The following is a 19689-nucleotide window of genomic DNA, read 5'->3' as shown; positions in this document are numbered from 1 at the left end:
AATCAGGCGAATCGCCTCCGAGCCTGGTGTTGTCGTCGAAATGAGCCGCCCTGCAAGGGGGAGCTCGCTCTCAAGCCGAGCCGCTCAGCCGCGGCTGATTGATGACGACCGTTCCGTCGCTGTCGATCGTTCGAAAGAAGCAACTGCGGTAGTTCTCATGGCAAGCCGCACCGGTCTGCTCGACGCGCAGCAGGATCGCATCGGCATCGCAGTCGATCCGGGCCTCGATGACTTGTTGCGCATGGCCGCTGGTGTCCCCTTTTCGCCACAACCCATTCCGGCTGCGGCTGAAATAGGTCGCCCGGCCAGTGCGGAGCGTCGCCTCCCAAGCCTCGCGATTCATCCACGCCAGCATCAGGACAGTGCCATCGGTCGCATCTTGAGCGACCGCTGGCAAAAGCCCCTCGACGCCGCGAGAAAAGTCGGGAACCGAGACGGTAGCAGGATCTAAATTCGAAGCAGGCATAGCCACGGGCTGGAATGGAATGAGCTGGAATGGAATGGAATGGAATGGGAGGTGTCAGGGGTCGCCCCAGATCGGTCGCTTCCGGATAGATCGATTATAGGGCAAGGCCGCGCGAACCATACGACGGGTATAGGCAGTCACCGCTCGCCCCGCACTGCAGCCGATGGCGCTGGCGGGCCGAACGAAAAGGAGATCGCGGAAAGCGAGCACCTCCCCCCGCTGCGTCCCCCGTTCCAGGAAACCACTCTATGAGCCGCACCGCCAAATTGAGCGTCGTGCTTCCAGTCCACAACGCCCAAAGTCGGATCGCAGCCGAAGTCGAGCGGGTTTTGGAAGCCCTGTCCGAGCTGACGCATGGTGCGGTGGAGATCATCCTCGTCGACGATGGCAGCCGCGATGCCACGGCCGAAGTGCTCGACGAACTTCGCACGCGCTATCCCCAAGTCCGGATCGCAAGGCACAATCGGCGTCTCGGCATGGAAGCGGCCGGCCAGACCGGGCTGGAACGGGCCACCGGCGACTTGGTCTTCATTCAAGAAGACGACAGCCCGGTGCGGCTTGCCGACCTCCGTCAGCTGTACCACGTCGGGCGGGACGAAACGGTGGTCGCCGCGAGAGCCCAAAGTCAGCTCCAACCGTCGCAGGGACCGCTCCTCCGGCGGCTGAAAGCGTGGGGCGCCGCTGCCGCCGAATCGCTCCGGCAGGACGCAGCCGCCGAACCGATCGCCGCCTCCTCCACGCGCGGACTGCAGATGGTGCGGCGGCCCCATCTGCAGCTGCTCGCCAGCCGCTCGGGCTCCCATCTCCGCCTCGAAGCCGAGCACCTCACCACCTCCCAGTGCTTGACTCCGGCCACCTAGGATTTGCTAGCAAAGCAACGGCTCGCCGAAAAATCATTTAACGGCAAGCCGAAGGCGACTGTGTTTTAGAAAGCAGTCGCCTTCGGCTTGCCGTTAAACGACTTGGTAGCCAACTGCTGGGCACGACTGACGTTATGGCAATTCAGCGTGAGAATTTCTCATCTCATCAGCCGCCACGCGCTAGCGTCCGGTTCCCACGGCGTTTTCGAGAACCGGGGGCTAGCGCCCGGCGGCTGATGAATAATCCGGGCTAGCGTCCGGTTCTTGCGGCGTTTTTCAGAACCGGGGGCTGATGAATAATCTACCTCGGCTCTGTCAGACAACGCGCAACGACACCCTCCCCCCGGGAGGGTCGCGAGGAACGACCGGGGAGGGTAATGCGCAACGTAGAGCCTCCATGCGGCGCGATGCAGCAGGCCCTCCCCGGGCCTAAGATCCCGGCCCTCCCGGGGGGAGGATGATACTGAGAGGGGGTTTGCTAACAGAGCTAGCCCTCGGTTTCGTCCAGCACCCCTGACACAGCTCCCGTGGCTTTCTCCTGCGTGCTTCTCTCAATCCGCCTCTGGGGCTCCCCGGCGCGATTTTTGCCCCCAGCTTTTTTTCGAACCATTGAGGGCGTTTGCACAGTAATAACGTCTGATCTAGCGAACTAGAGTACGTCTGTTTTGCGGCCCCTGGGGTTGGGAGAGGTTTGATGCGAAGACAATGGAACTTTCTGAGCGTGGCACTTGCTGCAATGCTGACTGGCTCGCTGCTGACCGGCGTCGTCCTGAGTCTGCCCGAAGGGCTGCGGAGCAGTGACGCCTACGCCGTCCAAGTCGCTGCGGCGGAGGAGGCCCGAGGCAATCTGCAAACCGCGCAGGATCTATCGTCAGCTTTCCGCAACGTCTCCAATGCCCTTCGACCGAGCGTCGTGAGCGTGCAGATGACCCGCCGAGCCCGCGCGATTCGTGGCGGTGGGGGGACGAATGGGCTCGAGGGAATCCCTCCACAGATGCGGCGGTTCTTCGAGGACAACGGCATCGATCCGTTTGGCGGCCGGCAAGGCGGAGGGATGCAGCGTCCCGAGCAGTCGGGCATCGGCAGTGGAGTCATCATCCGCGACGACGGCTACATTCTGACCAACAATCACGTGGTCGAAGGTGCCGATGAGCTGGTGGTGCAACTGAGCGACGGCCGAGAATTCGAAGCCGAGACCGTGGGCACGGACCCCGAAACGGATCTGGCCGTCCTCAAGATTGAAGCCGAAAATCTGGAAGCGGCGGTCCTTGGCGACAGCGATGCCATTCAGGTCGGCGATTGGGTGCTGGCGATGGGCAGCCCCTTCGAGCTCGAACAGACGGTGACGGCCGGGATCATCAGCGCCAAGAACCGCGTGCAGGGGATCGTGGGCGGCGGCGGCGGGTTTGAAGACTTCCTGCAAACCGATGCCGCCATCAATCCCGGCAACAGCGGCGGTCCGCTGGTGAACCTCCAGGGCGAGGTCGTCGGGATCAACACGGCCATTCTCTCGCGGAGCGGAGGCTACAACGGGATTGGTTTCGCAATCCCCTCGGGACTCGCTCGCCCGGTGATGGAGAGCATTATTGAATCCGGGAGCGTGCGGCGAGGATTCCTCGGCGCTCAGCTGAGTGAGATCCCCAATGAAGTCGCCGAGAAGCTCGACCTCAGCGCCCGCAGCGGTGCTTACATTCGAGACGTGCTTCCCGGACAGCCCGCGGCCCAAGGGGGTCTGCAGGCCGGCGACATCGTCCAATCGATCAACGGCCGCTCGATCCGCAATTGGTCGCAGTTCCGCAACTTGATCGCTTCGCAAGGGCCTGGTGCACGTGTGCAAATGGAGGTCCTCCGCGACGGCAAAACCGTGGATCTGGAAATCACGCTCGGTGAACGGACCGAAGCTGCCTTGGCACAGTTTGCCCCGGGAGAGCCAGGCATCTTCCTGAATGCTCGCGTTCAGCCGCTCAATCCCGAGTTGGCCAAACGCATGGGCTTTGAAGGCATCGACGCCGGACTGCTGGTGACGCAGGTTGCTCGCGGACCGGAACGCTCTCCGCTGCGGGCCGGGGATGTCATTATCGCTGCTCAGGGACAGCCGGTTTCGACCGTTGCAGAGCTCCTCGCCGCCAAGACCAAGGCGGATCAGGAGGAGGTGGCTCTTCGCCTGACCGTTCTGCGAGGCGATGAGCAAGAGCTGGTGATCATCGAGTAGAAGCCTCTCCGCAACTCATCCCCGAGTTGCCATCCAAGCGTCGCAACACGCCATCGAACCCGCGGGTGCCCATGCGGCTCCCGCGGGTTTTTCCATTTCCCGCTACAATTGCCGCCTTGGGTCCGCTCCTCTCAAGGTGCTTTCGATGCCTGATCTTCAACGGCTTCGCCGCTGCGCGTTTTTGCAAATTGCTCTCGTCCTCGCCACCACCGCCGCCCTGAGCTCACCTGCCTTCGCCCAAACCCGCGCAGACGCCGCTGAGCAAGGCCTCGAAAAAGTCTCTCAGAAAGCCTCCGAGGCGAGCCCGGCTCGCCTGCCGACGCGCTTCATTCCTGATTCCGCCCTGAGCTGCGCTTTCCTCTTCCCCGGTCCGCTGCTCGGCGCTGAAGAGCTGAAGCTGATGCCGACCGAGATCGTCCGGGCCTGGGGCGTGGAGAATATTGGAATCGACTTCGCCGACGTGGACTATGTCGTGGCCGTGGCGGGAGCGCCGAGCCTGCAACAGGTCGACTTTGGCTTCGCCGTTCGGCTCACCAAAGATTTCGAAGTCCAGCAGCTCAATTCCAGCCTGTTCGCAGGCCCCGCCATCGAAATCGATGGCTATCGGGCACTGCCCCTGGCCCACACCCCAGATCTGTACCTGCACCAGAACGGACCCCGCACCGCGGTGGTTGCGACCCGCAACTATCTGATGCCGATGATCGCTGCCAACGAAGGGCAGGGCCCCCTTCCGCGGCTGGTCGCCGACCTGCCTCAGCTTTCCCCCGTGATGGCGGCGGCGGTCGTCGAGCCGGTCCGTGAGCAGCTGAACGCGATGGCCGTCCAAGTGGCTGACCAGCTGCCCCCACCGCTGGCCGGCGCCACCCAAATCCCCAAGCTGCTCGACGCGATCGTCGTCGCCGCCGATGTTCGCCCAAGCGGGAAGCTGCGAGTGATGCTGCTCGGCCGCAATGAAGATGCAGCGATCGAGCTGGAGAAAGTCGTCGGCGAGGCGCTTCAGTACGCTCGCGAAGCGGCGACCGCCGAGAGCCTGCAGCGAATCGACGGAAGCGACCCGATCACCGAAGCCACCCGCCGCTACATCCAGCGGCTCGCCGGTGAAATCGTCGCGATGTTGAAACCTCGCCGCAGCGGCCGGCGGCTGACAATCGAGGTGGACAACCAAGGGCTCGCGACCACCGGCATCGTCGTCAGCTTGCTCTTACCCACCATCCAGGCCAGCCGTGAGGCGGCACTGCGGAGGAGCTCAGCAGACAACCTCAAGCAGATCCTGCTGGCGCTGCACAACTACCACAACGCCTTTGAACAGCTTCCCCAACCGGCTTCCCGCAACGCCGAAGGTCAACCGCTGCTCAGCTGGCGAGTCGCCATCCTTCCCTTCGTCGGCGAGGCACAGCTGTACCAAGAGTTCCACCTCAACGAGCCATGGAACAGCGAGCACAACGCGGCGCTGATTCCCCGCATGCCGGCGATTTTTAAACATCCCGGCCAGACGCTTCCTCCGGGTAAAACGGTCTACCAAGCTGTCGTGGGCGAGGGGCTCGGCTTCGAACCGGACGGCGTGACCCGATTCAGCGACTTTACCGACGGCCTGAGCAACACGCTCGCCCTGGTCGAAGTCGATGCCGACCACGCCGTTCCGTGGACCCAGCCCGCCGATGCGGTCATCGATTTCGATGCCCCGCTCGCGAAGATGAACAAGGCGAATCCGCGAGGATTCAACGCCGCCTTTATGGACGGAGCTGTCCGCTTGATCACTCACACGATCGAGCCCGCGCTGTTCGCCGCTATGCTGACTCGCGCCGGCGGCGAACGGCTCCACCGCTGAGCGGCCATTCGCAGCCGACCGGCAGCGGACTCGGCTCGTTTGACCGCCCAAACCGGCCAGTCCTAAAATGCGATCCCTGCCTGCCAGTCCCCTGCCACCGACGGCAGCCGCCCTCGAACGGTTGCTGGACATCCACCATGCCCGCGCTCCCAGGTTTACCGCCGCTCTCGCTTCGACGGGCGGTCTCGTTTCTCGTGGTGTTCGCTAGTCTCGTGTTCGCGGTTCTCGCGTTCTCGGGTCTCATGTTCGCGGGTCTCGTGCTCTCGGATCTGCTGGGGGGCGAGCTGAGCTCACTTCGAAGCGCGGCTGCGGCCGAGCCCCGAGCGTCGCAATCGTCTGACGAAGTGCTCGACCGCGGCGAAGCGATCTACCGCTCCCAGTGTGCTGCCTGCCACGGCGCGGAAGGCGAAGGCTCTGAAGCCTCCGGCGGCGAACCGCTCCATGGAGACCATCCGCTTCCCGAGCTCGCGAAAATCATCACCGACACGATGCCCGAAGACGATCCCGCAGCAATCGTCGATGCCGACGCGGAGGCCGTTGCCGCGTACATCCATCAAGCCTTCTATTCGCCCGCCGCCCAACTCCGCAATGCACCGCCGCGGATCGAACTCACGCGACTGACGGTCAAGCAGTATCGCACGAGCGTCGCGGATATCGTCGCCGGTTTCCGAGGCCGCGGAGTCTGGAAAGGGGGCGGTGGTTTGGACGGGGAGTATTACAACGGCAAAAACTTCCGGAGCAATAAACTGCGTCTGGAGCGGAAAGATGCAGAGATCGACTTCGACTTCGAAACCGCCAGTCCGCTGCCGGACAAGATCAGCGACAAAGAATTTGCCATCCGCTGGCGGGGCGGTCTCTTCGCCCCGCAGACCGGATTCTATGAATTCATCGTCGAATCGGACTGCGGATTTAAATTGTCGATCAATGACACGCGAACACCGCTGATCGATCGATGGGTCAAGTCGGGTGACGCGACCGAGTTTCGCAGCACCCTGTTTTTGATCGGCGGCCGACCTTATCCAATCGAACTCGAAACTTTCAAATACAGTCAGAAGACGGCTCGAATTGCATTGCGATGGAAGCCCCCCGAGGGAACCGAGGAAGTCATTCCCCGCCTCTATCTCGGCTCTGGATCCTATCCCGAAACACTCGCCGTAGCGACGAAGTTTCCACCGGACGATGAGAGCACCGGCTACGCGCGAGGCACATCGATCTCCCGCGAATGGGACGAAGCGGCGACCTTGGCTGCGATCGAAGTCGCGGACAAAGTCATCGCCGATCTCGACCGTCTGGCGAATCTCAAAGCAAAGCAAGGAGGGTCGCAGGAGGAGCGACTACGACGATTCGCCCAAACGTTCGCCAAACGCGCCTTCCGTCGGCCGCTGAGTGATTCTGAGAAAGCCTTCTTCGTCGATGCTTCGTTCGAGGCCTCCGAGGATGACCTGACCGCCGTCCGCCGCAGCATCTTATTGACGCTCAAATCACCGCGGTTCCTCTATCCTGGGCTCAGCACCCATCGGCCCTCCAATCCAGAATCCTCCGCATCCTTGGAGCCGACCAGCGAGAGCGCACCGCAGCTCGACGGCTATGCGGTGATGTCTCGGCTTGCCCTGACGCTGTGGGATTCGATTCCCGATGATGCAATGCTCGAAGCGGCGGCCGAAGGCTCAGTCGATTCTCCCGAAGCGGTTTCCGAGTGGGCCGAGCGGATGCTCGACGATCCCCGGACTCGCGCCAAGACCCGGGAATTTTTTGAGTGGTGGTTGATGTTCGATCACTTCGCGGAACTGCCCAAGGACCGCGACAAGTTTGGCGAATTCAACGCTGCGGTCGCGACCGATCTCAAGCGTTCTCTCGAACTCCACCTGGACGATTTAGTTTGGGAAGGGGACGCTGACTTTCGCAAATTACTGACAAGCGATGAATTGTATGTGAATGATCGCTTGGCCAAGCTCTACGGCATCGAACTCTCCGAGAATGCGGGATTTGAGAAACGAGAGGTCGATCCCCAGCAGCGCGCCGGGATTCTCTCCCACCCCTTGCTGATGGCCGGTTTTGCCTATCAAGACGACACCTCGCCGATCCACCGCGGCGTTTTTCTCACTCGCAACGTGATCGGCCGCACGCTCCGCTCGCCGCCGCAGGACTTTACTCCCCTGCCGGCCGAGTTGCACGCGGACCTGAGCACCCGCGAGCGAGTTGCATTGCAAACCGAACCGGCTGAGTGCCAAAAATGCCACGCGATCATTAACCCGCTCGGCTTCGCGCTCGAAAATTACGACGCGATCGGCCGGTATCGCACCTCAGCCGGCGACAAGCCGATCGACGCGTCGGGCTGGTACCAAACGCTCGACGGAAAGAAGGAGACGTTCACCGGGGTGCGGCCGCTGGCCGAGTTCCTGGCGAACCACCAGGAAGTGCATGACACTTTTATCCATCGCGTCTTCCAGCACTTTGTCAAACAACCCCTTCCGGCCTACGGGAAGGAGAGCTTTGACCGATTGCGAAACGAATTCGCCGCGAGCGACTTCAATATTCGGCAATTGTTGATCGAAGTAGCTACGGTGTCGGCAACCGAACCCTCAGAAATGGAGTCCCTGCGTTGATGAATACTTTGCGAGTTCTGGTTGTGATGACATGCTGCCTTACCGGATCCCTGAATCTTCCACGCATCAGCCAAGCAGACGAAGGGATGTGGTTGTTCAATGAGCTACCACGGCAACTCTTGAAAGAGCGGCATGATTTCGACGCCACGGAACCCTGGGCTCAGAATCTGATGCTGGCCTCGGTGCGTTTCAACTCCGGCGGCTCGGGGTCGTTTGTCTCGAGCGACGGACTGGTGCTCACCAATCACCACGTCGCCTCCGACACTCTGTTCAAGCTGAGCACTCCCGAACGGAACATCATGGAGGAGGGGTATTTGGCACGAACTCGGGAAGAGGAGCTCAAGGCTCCCGATCTAGAGCTGAATCAATTGGTGGAAATCATCGACGTCACCGAGCGGGTTGCCGAAGCGGTCACCGGTGAGATGGAAGTCGAGGAGGCCGCCAAGGCCCGCCGCGGCCGGATCGCGGAGATCGAAAAAGAATCGCTTGACCAGACGGGACTGCGAAGCGACGTGATCACGCTGTACGGCGGCGCTCGCTACCACCTCTATCGCTACAAAAAGTTCACCGACGTCCGACTCGTTTGGGCTCCGGAGACGAAGGCGGCATTTTTTGGCGGCGATGCCGATAACTTTGAGTACCCGCGTTACAACCTCGATGCGACGCTGGTGCGAGTTTATGAGGACGGCGAGCCGGCAAAGATCGAGCATTTCCTCAAGTGGAGCGACACCCCGGCCACCGATGGAGATCTGGTATTCGTCTCGGGCAACCCGGGGCGGACGCAACGCATTTTCACTGTCGCGGCTCTCAAGTACCTGCGAGACCATCGGCTCCCCTATGTGCTCGATTACCTCCGCCGCAAAGAAATCATGCTCCAGCAGTTCGGACTCGAAGGCCCCGAGCAGAAGCGACGCGCCCGCGATGAATTGTTTGGGATCCAGAATTCGCGAAAAGCCTACACGGGAATGCTGGCCGGACTACAGGCACCGGTCACGTTCGAGGTGAAGCAGCGCCGCGAGAAAACCATCTTGGAAAGAATCGCCGCCGATCCCGAACTCAAAGATTTGGCATCCGCTTGGGAGACGGTCGCGAGCCTGCAGGACGAACAGCGCGCAATGCTCGGCGAGGTGACATCGTTCCGAAGTCGGCTTTATGAGATCGCCCAGACGCTGAACCTGATGGCCGCCGAAGACGCCAAGCCCAACAACGAACGGCTGCGAGAGTTCGGGCAAGCCGGACGCGAGTCGCTGATGCAAGATCTGTTGAGCGAGGCTCCGATCTACGAGGATTTGGAACAGGCCAAGCTGGCCGATGAGATCGCCTACCTCGTCGAGCGCCGCGGTGGAGATGACCCGTTGGTCGCCAAAGTCCTCGAAGGCAAGGGCCCCGCCGAGCGGGCTGCGGAGCTGGTTGAAAAGACGAACCTGGCGGACGTCGCGGTTCGCAAGCAGTTGGCCGAAGGTGGAGCGACCGCGATCGAGGCTTCGGACGATCCGCTGATCGCCCTGGCGAAGATCATGGAGCCGGCCTACCGCGAGGCCCGCCAGCGACGAGAACGCGTCGAAGAGGAACTCCGCCAAGCCTACGCGAAGATCACCGAGGCGACCGTGGCCGTCGAGGGAACCGGAAATTACCCTGACGCGACGTTCACGCTCCGTTTGGCGTTCGGACTCGTCAGCGGGTACCAGGAAGACGGCCGGCAGATTCCGCCCTCGACCGATTTCGAAGGCGCCTTTGCCCATGCCGCGGGGCATGACAACGAAGGGGACTGGGAGTTGCCCCAGAGCTGGTACCGGGCCAAGGACGAGCTCGATCTGTCGACGCAGCTGAATTTTGTCTGCACCGCCGACATCATCGGGGGCAACAGCGGCAGTCCGGTCGTCGACCGTGAGGGAGCGCTCGTGGGGCTGATCTTCGACGGAAACATCCAGAGCCTGTCGTCAGACTATCTCTACAGCGATGTCCAGGCGCGAGCGGTCTCGGTCTCCGGCGTCGGGATCCGCGAAGCGATCAAGACGATCTACAACGCCCCCGAACTGGCCGCGTCGCTCGGGAAGTGAGCAAGGCGTTGCCAGAAAACCGCTCTTCGACGCCACCCTCCCGGGGGACATTAGTCTCTACACAAGTCGCACAACCTGACCTCGACCCTCCCCCCGGGAGGGTCGAGCGTCAGCGAGGCGAGGGAGAGCAATCCCTGACGATAGCCCCAAATGAAACTCACCGTTGCGGAAACCCTCCCCGCTCGTTCCTCGCGACCCTCCCGGGGGGAGGGTATTGGCTGTGCCTTTCGTAGCCCTTGGACTTGTGTAGAGGCCAACGCCCGGGGGGAGGGTATCGAGCTAGTTTTCTGACAAAGCGCCAGCCTCAGGCCTCGCAGCGCCGGGATTTCCGCTGCGGCACCCGCGGCTAACGCCGTCGGCTCGAGTGGGCGAAGAGACCGCCGTGAAGAAGTTTCTCGTGAGTCGCCGCGGCGAAAGGTATATACTGGAAAGGACTTTTTCCCGCCGACGATCCCCGTCTCCTACCCGCCAAAGTCCGATGCCGCGCACTTCGCTGTCGATCTGGATGCTGCTGTTCTCGGCCAGCCTTTGCTTCGGGCCCGCGATGGCGGCTTGGGGGGCCGAGCCCGAACCGGCCGCTTCGAGCACCCCAAAGCCCACGGCCGAGGAGCTCGCCGAAATCGATTTCAATAGCGACATTCGACCGATCCTTTCGGACCACTGCTTCGCCTGTCATGGTCCGGACGAGGCCGAGCGGCAGGGGGGCCTGCGGCTCGATCAGGCCGAGAGTGCTTTTGCCGAAGCCGACAGTGGCGAGCCAGCGATCGTTCCGCGGGATGTCGAAGCCAGCCCCCTGGTCGCGCGGATCCGCGCAACCGAGCCCTACGAGATGATGCCGCCGCCGGAGGCGAACAAGCCGCTGAGCGAAGCCCAAAAGGTACTGCTCGAGCGGTGGATCGAGGGGGGAGCGCCGTACGCCGCCCACTGGTCCTTCGTGCCACCGGTACGGCACGAACCGCCTCCCAGTGACGCGCCCCCCAGCGAACTGGACGCAGCGACCTCTTCCGCGACCGATCCGCCCGACCCGATCGATCCAGCTGACCCGATCGACGGGTTCATCCTGGCCAAACTCCGCAAGGCGGGGCTGACCGCAGCCGGACCGGCCGATCGGGAAGCATTGCTGCGGCGGGTTACGTTCGACCTGACGGGGCTGCCCCCGACGCCCGGCGAACTCGACGCGTTTCTCGCGGATGACTCCCCCGAGGCGTACGAGCGGGTCGTCGACCGGTTGCTGCAATCGCCCCGCTACGGCGAGCACATGGCCCGCTTTTGGTTGGACCTGGTTCGCTACGGCGACACGCACGGGCTGCACCTGGACAACTACCGCGAGATGTGGCCCTACCGCGACTGGGTCATCGCCGCTTTCAACGACAACAAATCGTTCGACGCCTTTGTGACCGAGCAGCTGGCCGGCGACCTGCTTCCCGATGCGACCCTGGCCGACCAGATTGCCAGCGGCTTCAATCGCTTGAACGTGACGACCAGCGAGGGTGGCTCGATCTACGAAGAGGTCTTTGCCCGCAACGTGACCGACCGCACCGACGCGTTTGGGACCGTATTCCTTGGATTGACCACCGGTTGCGCCGTCTGTCACGACCACAAATTCGATCCCATCTCGCAGCGCGAGTTCTATTCGCTCTCGGCTTTCTTCAACAGCCTCGACGGCAAAGCGCTCGACGGCAACGTTAAGGACCATCCGCCGGTCGCCCAGGTCCCCTCGGAGCAGCACCTCCAGCAGTTGGCCGAAGTCGACGCGATGCGGGCGGATTTGGAGAAGGAGATGAACGGACCGCTCCCGGCGGTCGATGAAGCGGAGCAGGCGTGGGCGGCGCGACTCACCAACCGCGAATCGGCCACCACGACCGAGTGGATTCCGCTGGTTCCCGAGAAGGCCACCAGCAGCGGCGAAAGCACTCAGGAAATCCTCGCAGACGGCGCGGTCCGCGCCGGCGGCGAGCTGCCCGCCAAAGAGGCGCTCACGATCGAGGGGACGCTGCCGAGCGGCGGGCCGTACCAGTTGATCCGCCTGGAGGCGCTGACCGAGAAGGGAGACGAACCGGCCGGCCGAGCCGAAAATGGGAACGCCGTGCTGAGCGAAATCGAAGTCGCCGTCCGCCCCTCTGACAGCGAGGGAGACTTCCTGCCGGTCCGCCTGATCTACGGGGAAGCCGATCACGAGCAACCCGACAGCCCCAAATTCGCCCTGAGTTACGCGATCGACGGGAAAGTCGAAGCCGACGCGGGTTGGGCGATCGGGGGCCATCAGAAACCGGGCCCGCGAAGCGCCTGGTTCGTCGCCGATAGCCTGCTCGGCAGCCCCGACCGTGAGACGCAGTTCCGCGTCACGCTCAAGTACGAATCGCAGTACGCCGGGCACGCATTCAAGCAAGTCCGGCTGGCGGTCTCGAGCGATCTGCCGCTCGCCTCGCCCGAACGCCAGCTGAAACTCGGACCGTGGCACCAAGTCGGGCCGTTCGAAGTCGAGAACGCGGCGACGGGCTACTACCGCGAATTCGCCTCCCAAAGCCGGGCATTTCAAGCGGACGAAAAATTCACCTACCAGGAAAAAGAGTTCCAGTGGAAAGCCCTTGAGGACTTCCAGCCGACGGCGGTCCACGAACTGCCGACGGTCGCTGATCGTTCGTCGGTGATGCTGCTGCATCGTCGGATCACTGCGGCGACTCCGCAGAAGCTGACCGTGCTGCTCGGGACCGAAGACGGGGTGCAGGTTTGGCTCGGCGGCAAGAAAGTCGCGGAGTCGAGTGGGGAGCGGGGAATGATTCCGCTCGGTGATGAAATTACGGTCGACCTGAAGCAAGGGGATAACGACCTTTACATCAAGACGATCAACCACGAAGGACCGGCTGCCTTCGCCGTCGCCTTCCGCTCTCCCTCGGCTCCGCTTCCAGAAGCGATTGGCGAGATCGCCGCCAAGCCCCCAGCGGAGCGCACCGACACGGAGGCCAAAACCCTCCGCGACTACTACCGCCGCGTCGTCACGCTTCACCCCGATTGGTTGGTGCTGCAGGACATGGTGCAGGGACTTCGCAAGCGTCGAGACGAGATCCTCGCCACGGTGCCGACGACGCTGGTGTGGCGCGAGCTGGAGACGCCGCGGACCGCTCACGTGCTGATTCGCGGCGAATACGACAAACCGGGCGAAGCGGTCTCCCGCGGAGTCCCCGCGTCGCTCCCGCCGATGGCCGAAGAGATGCCCCGCAATCGCCTCGGATTGGCGCAGTGGCTGACCGCTCCGGAGCACCCGCTGACGGCCCGCGTCGCCGTCAATCGCTTCTGGCAACAGCTGTTCGGCACTGGACTGGTCAAGACGAGCGAAGATTTTGGTGCTCAGGGAACGCCACCCTCGCACCCCCAGCTGCTCGACACCCTCGCGGTCGATTTCCGCGAGGGAGGCTGGAACGTCAAGCAGTTGCTCAAGCGGCTGGTGATGACCGATGCCTATCGCCGCACCGCCGTGGCCACGCCCGAAATGCTCGCCAAGGATCCGGCCAATCGGCTCCTGGCCCGCGGCCCCCGGTTCCGCCTCGATGGCGAAATGCTCCGCGACCAAGCCTTGTTCGTCAGCGGCCAACTGGTGGAAAAGCTCGGCGGCCCGAGCGTCAAACCTCCCCAGCCGAAGGGGCTGTGGTCGGCCGTCGGGTACAGCGGCAGCAACACGGTTCGCTTCGTCCCCGACGAGGGGGAGAAGATTTATCGACGGAGCCTGTACACGTTCTGGAAGCGGACCAGCCCGCCGCCTCAGATGACGACTTTCGACGCACCGAGCCGGGAGAGCTGCACGGCGCGGCGCGAGCGGACTAACACGCCCATGCAGGCCCTGCTGCTGATGAACGAGCCGCAGTACGTCGAGGCCGCCAAGGGACTTGCTCGAGAGGCGGCCGAGGCGGCCGGCAGTGACGAAGCGGAGCAGATCCGCTGGGCCTTCAAAGCCGTCCTCTCGCGAGCTCCGGACGCGTCGGAGCTGGAGGAACTGCAAACGCTGCGGCGAGACGCCGAGCAACTCTACGCGGCGGAGCCCGAGCTGACCGAAGCGCTCGGCGTCGACTCCCCGGCCGCGGCGGCCGAGACGATCGTGGCCTCGACGATCCTCAATCTCGACGCCGCCCTGAATAAGTAGAAAGCTCGAACGAGTAGAAAGCTCACTTTCACAGGACCCCCTTTCGATGAATCCTCTGACCCGACGCCACTTTTTCGCTGGGACTTCGGCGGGTCTTGGCTGCGCGGCCCTGGCCGCGCTCGACGCCCAGCACGCTCCGGCCGCATCGGCCCCGGCACGGGTCGGTGGACTGCCGTCGCTGCCCCACCATGAACCCCAAGCCAAACGCGCGATCTACCTGTTCATGTCCGGCGGTCCGAGCCAAATGGACATGTGGGACCCCAAACCCGAAATGGGCGAGTGGTTCGACAAAGACCTGCCCGACTCGATTCGCCAAGGCCAGCGTTTGACGACGATGACCAGCGGCCAAGCTCGGTTTCCGATCGCCCCGAGCATGTACAAGTTCGCCCCCCACGGCGACAACGGGACGATGGTCTCCGAGCTGCTGCCGCACACGGCCAAGAAAGTCGACGAGTTGGCGGTCGTCAAATCGATGTGGACCGAGGCGATCAACCACGACCCGGCGATCACCTACATCTGCACCGGCAATCAGCTGCCGGGCAAAGCGAGCCTCGGATCGTGGCTCTCCTACGGCCTCGGAACCGAGAACGAGGACCTCCCCGCGTTCCTCGTGATGACCGCCTCCTGGACCGGACGCCAACAGGCCCAGGCGCTCTACAACCGCCTGTGGGGGAGCGGGTTCTTGCCGAGCAAGTATCAAGGCGTGGCGCTCCGCAGCAGCGGCGACCCCGTGCTGTACTTGTCGAACCCCGAGGGAATCGATCCGAAGATCCGTCGCCGGATGCTCGACTCCCTCTCGCGGCTGAACCAAGAAACCTACGACCGGACGAACGATCCGGAAACGGCCGCGCGGATCGCCCAGTACGAGATGGCGTTCCGGATGCAAACGAGCGTCCCGGAGCTGAGCAATATCGCCGACGAACCGCAGCATGTGCTGGATCTGTACGGTCCCGATGTCGAGACTCCCGGAACGTTTGCCAACTGCTGCCTGATGGCGCGGCGAATGGCCGAACGGGGCGTGCGGTTCACGCAGATCTTCCATCGCGGCTGGGACCAGCACGGAAACCTGCCCGGCGACCTTCCCAAACAATGCCGCGACGTCGACCAACCCTCGGCCGGCCTGCTGACCGACCTGCGGCAGCGCGGCATGCTCGACGACACGCTCGTCGTGTGGGGAGGAGAGTTCGGGCGGACGATCTACTGCCAAGGGAAACTCAGCAAGACCATGTACGGCCGCGACCACCATCCGAAGTGCTTTACGATGTGGATGGCCGGAGCCGGCATTAAAGGAGCGACGGTGCATGGCGAAACGGACGAGTTTTCGTACAACATCACCAAAGATCCCGTCCACATCCGCGATCTGAATGCCACCATCCTGCACTTGATGGGGATCGATCACGACCGGTTCGTCTACCCCTTCCAGGGCCTCGATCAAAAACTCACCGGCGTCGAGCCAGCCCATTTGATCAAGCCGATCTTGGCGTGAGGGGGAATAGCCCAGCCGCGTAGCGGCGAAATAAAATAGCCAGGGGCGTGAGCCCCTGGTCTCGGGGCAAGGGCCCCCCGCGAAGCCCCAGCGGGGCGACAGAGCATTCCGCAATAAATCGATGTCGCCCCTCCGGGGCTTGCCCGCATGATTTGTTGCATTCCTGGGGCTCGCGCCCCAGGCTACTGTATGTCGCCGCTACGCGGCTGGAGCTCCCCCCAAGCGACAACCTCAATGCCCTTCCTCGCCTCTGACGCCGATGTGGAGACGTTTGCCCGCGACGGGTTTTTGCTCGTACCGGGTTTGCTCGACGCCGCCGAGACCGAACGGCTGGCGGTGACCGCGCGTCGCGACCGCTCGATGGAGCAGGGGGCCACGACGCGGAGCGACGCTGCCGGCGGCAAAACCATCCTGGCGGTTCGCGACTCGCTCAGCGACGACATCTATTCGCGGCTCGTCCGCAGCCGCCGGATCGCCGAGTCGATGTCTCGGCTGCTCGGCGATGAGGTGTATCACTACCACCACAAATTGATGCTCAAAGAGCCGCGCGTCGGCGGTGCGTGGGAATGGCACCAGGATTACGGCTATTGGTATTCCTACGGATGCCTCTATCCTGCCATGGGATCGTGCTACATCGCCATCGACCGAGCTACCCAGGCGAATGGCTGCCTGCAGATCGTCCCGGGGTCGCATCATTTCGGCCGCCTCGAGCACGGCAAAGTGGGAGGGCAGACCGGGGCCGATCCCGAGCGGGTAGCGGCTGTCCTCAACCGTTTGCCGTTGATGTACGTCGAGATGCAGCCGGGCGATGGATTGTTCTTTCACAGCAATCTGCTGCACCGCAGCGATGCGAACACCAGCCCCGATCCGCGGTGGTCGTTGATCGCCTGTTACAACACTCGGGGCAACGACCCTTATGAATTGAAACGCCACAACCGTTATCAGCCGCTCGACCTATTGCCGGACGATGCCCAGCTGTAGGCGAGACTGTTACCTGCTAGCAATCGTTTAACGGCAAGCCGAAGGCGACTGCTTTTCGTAGGATCGCCCTCCGGTTCGTCCACTGTAGTGATTCGACGGAAGAGGACTCCGTCTTCCGGTAGAAAACACCGTCGCCTGCGGCTTGCCGTTAAACGAATCAACCCACGTCCCTATTGCACTGAAAGCACTGAACCGAATGTCGACCGCGACTTTCTCGACTCTCCGCACCCAATTCGCTGGCCTTCCGATCGCCGACTTGGCCCGACAGTTTGGAACGCCCACCTATCTGTACGACGCTAAGGTAATCGCCGAAAAAGTTGCCGACTTGGCGGCTTTCGATGTGGTCCGTTATGCCCAGAAGGCGTGCAGCAATCTGGCGATTCTCGACCGCGTGCGCCGCGCCGGGGCGTTGGTCGACGCCGTCAGCGCGGGAGAAATCCGCCGAGCCCTGGCCGCCGGCTATCAGCCGGAGGAGATCGTTTATACCGCGGACATCTTCGACGCTGCCGCCCTGGAGTTGGCCGTCGAGCACAAGCTGCACGTGAACTGCGGCTCGCCCGAAATGATCGACCAATTGGGCGACGTGCGGCCGGGGGCCGATGTCACCCTCCGCGTGAACCCTGGCTTTGGGCACGGCCATAGCCAGAAGACGAACACCGGCGGACCTCAAAGCAAGCACGGCATCTGGCACGATCAAGTCGACGACTGTTTGCGCCGAGCCGACCAGTATGGGATCACGGTCACTGGGCTGCACATGCACATCGGCTCGGGGACCGACCTGGAGCATTTGGCTCAGGTCTGCGAGGCGATGGAGCGGATTGCCCAGGTCGTCGGTCGCACGCTGACGACGATCAGCGCCGGCGGAGGTCTCCCCGTCCCGTACCGGTCGACCGAGACGTATGTGAACATCGAAGACTACTTCCGCTTGTGGGACGCGACTCGCAACCGCTTGGCCGAGTCCTTTGGGCACGCGCTCCGTCTGGAGATCGAGCCGGGCCGGTACCTGGCTGCCGAGGCGGGGTGTTTGGTCGCCGAAGTCCGCGCGGTCAAAAAGATGGGAGACAATCTGTTCTTCCTAGTCGATGCCGGGTTCAACGACTTGGCGCGGCCGGTGATGTACGGGGCCTATCACCCGATCGCAATCGCCCCTCGCGATGGTGCGACCGATCGCCCGGAAGTCGACGCCGTGGTCGGTGGCCCGCTGTGCGAATCGGGAGATATCTTTACGCAGAAGGAAGGGGGCTACGTCGATTCGCGGCGGCTGCCGATCGCTCGCGTGGGCGACTATCTGCTGCTCGAGAATGCCGGCGCTTATGGCTTCGTGATGGCCAGCAACTACAACAGTAAGACGCGTCCGGCCGAAGTCCTGATCGAAGACGGCGAAGCGAAACTGATCCGCCGCCGAGAGACGTTCGAAGATCTGATCCGCGGCGAAATCATTCCTGAGTGAGAACGCGAGGTTCGCGCCGCTTTCCGCTGTGTCCGGTTTTTAGGGAAATGAGTCTATGACGGTCCGCCTCATCCATCGGCTGTCCGCGCTGGCGGTCGCCTCGCTCCTAGTTGCCGGTGCGACGTCGCGGGCGGCTGAGCCGCGCAGCCGCGACGCGACCGAGCAGGAAGCGGCGGCGGTCGAGGATGGCTTCGAGTTCCCCACGACCGACTGGCCGTGGTGGCGAGGGCCTCAGCGGAACGGCCACGCGGCAGCCGATCAATCGGTCCCGCTCGAGTGGAGTGAGACGAAGAACGTGGCCTGGAAGGCGGAGATTCCTGGCCGCGGCCACGGCTCGCCCACGGTCGTCGGCGAGCGGATTTTCCTGGCAACCTCCGACGAGACGAGCGGTTCGCAGTCGGTCCTGTGCTTCGACCGCGGCAGCGGCCAACGGCTCTGGCAGACCGAGGTGCATGCCTCCGGCGGAATGCAGAAGAACGTCAAATCGTCCAATGCCTCGAGCACCGTGGCCTGCGACGGCGAACGGATCTTCATCAATTTTCCCAACAGCCAAGCCGTCTACACGACGGCCCTCAGCCTCGATGGCAAGGTGCTGTGGCAAACAAAAGTCACCGACTACCAAATCCACCAAGGCTACGGATCTTCGCCGGCCCTCTACCAGTCGCTGGTTCTCGTCTCGGCCGACACCAAGGCAGGCGGAGCGATCGCCGCTCTCGATCGGCAGTCGGGGGAAGTCGTCTGGAAACGCGAGCGAGCGGAAAAGCCGAACTATCCCTCGCCGATCATCCTCCACACCGCTGGCCGCGACCAGCTGCTGATGACCGGGACCGATCTGGCCACGAGCCTCGACCCGCGGACCGGCAAGACGCTGTGGGAAATTGACGGGGCGACGACCGAATGCGTGACCTCCACGGTCACCATCGGCGAGCTGATGTTCACCAGCGGCGGCTATCCCGAGAGCCACATGTCGGCGATCCGCACCGACGGCTCGGGAGAAACGCTGTGGCGAACCAACACGCGGGTCTACGTGCCATCGTTGCTGGCGGTCGACGGCGTGCTGTTTGGCGTCATGGACGCCGGTGTCGCCGCGTGCTGGGATCCGCAGACCGGTGAAGAGCTCTGGAAAGAGCGGCTTGGCGGCACGTTCACCGCCTCGCCGGTCCTAGTTGGCGACAAGATCTTTGCGACCAACGAAGCGGGCGAAACGTTCATCTTCCGCGCCGATCCACAAAAGTTCGAGCTGATCGGCAAGAACCAGCTGGGAAACAACGAAGTCTTCGCCACTCCGACCTTCTGCGGAGGTCGGATCTACATGCGGGTCAGCGAGCGCGAGGGCGATCAGAACCGCCAGAGGCTCTACTGCCTAGCCGAGCAGCCGTAGGTAGGGATGCCGATCGTCGATTCCATCAGCCGCCACGCGCTAGCGTCCGGTTTCCCCGGCATGTTTAGCAACCGGGGGCTAGCTGGACAGCGCTACTTTGGATTGGCTCGGAGCAGGACGGCTCGCTGAAAAATCGTTTAACGGCAAGCCGAAGGCGACTGCTTTTTAAAACACAGTCGCCTTCGGCTTGCCGTTAAACGACTTGGTAGCCAACTGCTGGG

At 63.0% G+C, this 19689-nt stretch carries 11 protein-coding genes; 10 read left to right on the top strand and 1 reads right to left on the bottom strand.

What is annotated here, in order from left to right; all coding sequences use genetic code 11:
- Nucleotides 1–70: 70 nt before the first annotated feature.
- Complete coding sequence (gene hisI / locus GNK13_RS00995; RefSeq protein ID WP_164100570.1) at nucleotides 71–466, bottom strand: phosphoribosyl-AMP cyclohydrolase; 396 nt, start codon at nucleotides 464–466, stop codon at nucleotides 71–73.
- 248 nt (nucleotides 467–714) lie between these two features.
- Between hisI and GNK13_RS00990 the strand changes: the two genes are divergently transcribed.
- The 10 genes from GNK13_RS00990 to GNK13_RS00945 all read left to right on the top strand — a co-directional run bounded on the left by GNK13_RS00990 (nucleotide 715) and on the right by GNK13_RS00945 (nucleotide 19468).
- A complete protein-coding gene (locus tag GNK13_RS00990; protein ID WP_164100569.1) occupies nucleotides 715–1326 on the top strand; it encodes a glycosyltransferase family 2 protein in 612 nt (203 codons plus the stop codon).
- Between the two features lie 694 nt (nucleotides 1327–2020).
- Complete coding sequence (locus GNK13_RS00985; protein WP_164100568.1) at nucleotides 2021–3538, top strand: Do family serine endopeptidase; 1518 nt, start codon at nucleotides 2021–2023, stop codon at nucleotides 3536–3538.
- A 145-nt stretch (nucleotides 3539–3683) separates the two neighbouring features.
- On the top strand, nucleotides 3684–5366 hold the full coding sequence (locus GNK13_RS00980; protein ID WP_164100567.1) for a DUF1559 family PulG-like putative transporter: 1683 nt from the start codon (nucleotides 3684–3686) through the stop codon (nucleotides 5364–5366).
- 242 nt (nucleotides 5367–5608) lie between these two features.
- Nucleotides 5609–7972, top strand: coding sequence for a DUF1592 domain-containing protein (locus GNK13_RS00975; protein ID WP_164100566.1), 2364 nt, complete (start codon nucleotides 5609–5611; stop codon nucleotides 7970–7972).
- Between the two features lie 26 nt (nucleotides 7973–7998).
- Nucleotides 7999–10032, top strand: coding sequence for a S46 family peptidase (locus GNK13_RS00970; RefSeq protein ID WP_164100565.1), 2034 nt, complete (start codon nucleotides 7999–8001; stop codon nucleotides 10030–10032).
- 478 nt (nucleotides 10033–10510) lie between these two features.
- Nucleotides 10511–14170, top strand: coding sequence for a PSD1 and planctomycete cytochrome C domain-containing protein (locus tag GNK13_RS00965; protein WP_164100564.1), 3660 nt, complete (start codon nucleotides 10511–10513; stop codon nucleotides 14168–14170).
- A 46-nt stretch (nucleotides 14171–14216) separates the two neighbouring features.
- Nucleotides 14217–15656, top strand: coding sequence for a DUF1501 domain-containing protein (locus GNK13_RS00960; protein ID WP_164100563.1), 1440 nt, complete (start codon nucleotides 14217–14219; stop codon nucleotides 15654–15656).
- A 234-nt stretch (nucleotides 15657–15890) separates the two neighbouring features.
- Nucleotides 15891–16637: a phytanoyl-CoA dioxygenase family protein gene (locus GNK13_RS00955; RefSeq protein WP_164100562.1), complete on the top strand. Its 747-nt coding sequence runs from the start codon at nucleotides 15891–15893 to the stop codon at nucleotides 16635–16637.
- A gap of 196 nt (nucleotides 16638–16833) precedes the next feature.
- On the top strand, nucleotides 16834–18087 hold the full coding sequence (lysA, locus tag GNK13_RS00950; RefSeq protein WP_164100561.1) for a diaminopimelate decarboxylase: 1254 nt from the start codon (nucleotides 16834–16836) through the stop codon (nucleotides 18085–18087).
- A 55-nt stretch (nucleotides 18088–18142) separates the two neighbouring features.
- Nucleotides 18143–19468, top strand: coding sequence for an outer membrane protein assembly factor BamB family protein (locus GNK13_RS00945; protein ID WP_164100560.1), 1326 nt, complete (start codon nucleotides 18143–18145; stop codon nucleotides 19466–19468).
- The last annotated feature ends 221 nt before the right edge of the window (nucleotides 19469–19689 follow it).

It is taken from the genome of Candidatus Laterigemmans baculatus (genome assembly GCF_010367455.1).
Lineage (GTDB): Bacteria > Planctomycetota > Planctomycetia > Pirellulales > Pirellulaceae > Laterigemmans > Laterigemmans baculatus.
Note: the sequence above shows the minus strand (reverse complement) of the source record. Positions and strands in the feature narration are given on the sequence as shown.

Coding starts and splice junctions, on each gene's coding strand:
- hisI (WP_164100570.1), bottom strand. CDS start 466: ATGCCTGCTTCGAATTTAGATCCTGCTACCGTCTCGGTTCCCGACTTT.
- GNK13_RS00990 (WP_164100569.1), top strand. CDS start 715: ATGAGCCGCACCGCCAAATTGAGCGTCGTGCTTCCAGTCCACAACGCC.
- GNK13_RS00985 (WP_164100568.1), top strand. CDS start 2,021: ATGCGAAGACAATGGAACTTTCTGAGCGTGGCACTTGCTGCAATGCTG.
- GNK13_RS00980 (WP_164100567.1), top strand. CDS start 3,684: ATGCCTGATCTTCAACGGCTTCGCCGCTGCGCGTTTTTGCAAATTGCT.
- GNK13_RS00975 (WP_164100566.1), top strand. CDS start 5,609: ATGTTCGCGGGTCTCGTGCTCTCGGATCTGCTGGGGGGCGAGCTGAGC.
- GNK13_RS00970 (WP_164100565.1), top strand. CDS start 7,999: ATGACATGCTGCCTTACCGGATCCCTGAATCTTCCACGCATCAGCCAA.
- GNK13_RS00965 (WP_164100564.1), top strand. CDS start 10,511: ATGCCGCGCACTTCGCTGTCGATCTGGATGCTGCTGTTCTCGGCCAGC.
- GNK13_RS00960 (WP_164100563.1), top strand. CDS start 14,217: ATGAATCCTCTGACCCGACGCCACTTTTTCGCTGGGACTTCGGCGGGT.
- GNK13_RS00955 (WP_164100562.1), top strand. CDS start 15,891: ATGCCCTTCCTCGCCTCTGACGCCGATGTGGAGACGTTTGCCCGCGAC.
- lysA (WP_164100561.1), top strand. CDS start 16,834: ATGTCGACCGCGACTTTCTCGACTCTCCGCACCCAATTCGCTGGCCTT.
- GNK13_RS00945 (WP_164100560.1), top strand. CDS start 18,143: ATGACGGTCCGCCTCATCCATCGGCTGTCCGCGCTGGCGGTCGCCTCG.